This is a genomic window from Okeania sp. (assembly GCF_983059655.1).
In genome coordinates this window covers 2,129-3,243 of the sequence record NZ_CEZPJD010000864.1, presented here as the reverse complement: position 1 = coordinate 3,243, position 1,115 = coordinate 2,129, and the positions used below count along the sequence as shown (strand labels likewise).

2 protein-coding genes are annotated in these 1,115 nt (G+C 35.3%); both read right to left on the bottom strand.

Annotated elements, in window-relative coordinates:
• Window positions 1–8: 8 nt before the first annotated feature.
• On the bottom strand, window positions 9–509 hold the full coding sequence (locus AC3DU7_RS29490) for a CGLD27 family protein (RefSeq protein WP_488042803.1): 501 nt from the start codon (window positions 507–509) through the stop codon (window positions 9–11).
• Between the two features lie 71 nt (window positions 510–580).
• On the bottom strand, window positions 581–1,000 hold the full coding sequence (gene rsfS / locus AC3DU7_RS29485) for a ribosome silencing factor (protein ID WP_488042802.1): 420 nt from the start codon (window positions 998–1,000) through the stop codon (window positions 581–583).
• Window positions 1,001–1,115 lie beyond the last annotated feature (115 nt).

Below are 1,115 nucleotides of genomic sequence, written 5' to 3'. Positions count from 1 at the left end.
GGTAAGTTTTAGATCGAAACCCAGATTATTACACCGATACAAATCATTAAGAGCAAACTATAAAAAGTTTTGTGTAATCTTTTGAGAAGTGGCTGAACTTGATAGTTAACTATTAACTTATCCTTTGTAATTTCCTCTGATGTTTTCAGCCATGTTTGTCCATCATACCAACCAGACTCTTCATAAAAAACAGTGGTACTAGCAAGACGCGATCGTACATAATTCCAACCTAAATAGATTCGCAATAATACCAAAGTTAGAATAAAGCTTGCACCCGCAGACCCACTCAGTAAAAACTCTATCGGATATTTCTCTGGAAAAAAACTTGCTGCTGCTACTGGGCCTGATACTAACCAACTCCAGAGCCAAACCCAGACTAACTTCTTGATATACTGAGGTATTTCTAATGTTACCCAACAAAATAACCAGGAATTTTTGAGTTCTTCGTATTCGTTGACTGGTTGTTGTTCTGGTGGCACTGGAGATCGAGATATTATCTGTCTAGTCATAAATCAATTTTTCCTCACTTAATATTTTATTTATGCCAATCAAATAAGTAGTTCATATTGACAGCTTGCTCCTAATTGAGCAATGATAAAATATCTACTTTTTCTGCATGACTCCAAAATGCTTCTAAATTGTAGAACTCTCGTTCTTCGGGCTTCAATATGTGGACTATAACATCACCATAATCCATTAATATCCAAGAACTTTCGCTTTGGCCTTCTACTCCTAGAGGATAAAGTTCTCTATCTTGTTCCACCTTTTGGGCGATCGCCTGAAATATAGCTCTTACTTGAACATTAGAATAACCTGTGATAATTATGAAGTAGTCTGCTAAATAAGAGACCTCTGTTACTTTAATTACAACAATGTTATCTCCCTTGCGATCTAATGCTGCATTAACTATTGTCGATGTCAATTCTAAGGTTTGATCGGGTTCTGAATTTGCCTGATTTAATTCGGTTGACAAGGACTGAATATGAGGGTAATTCGACATCAAATTATCTGTTTCCTTTTCCTGATTTTTATTGTTTGCTATTGACTAAATTTTGAGCCTTTGTGCTATTCATCATCATTGTTGATTTTATTGCTGCTTCATTTTTTGTTCATTC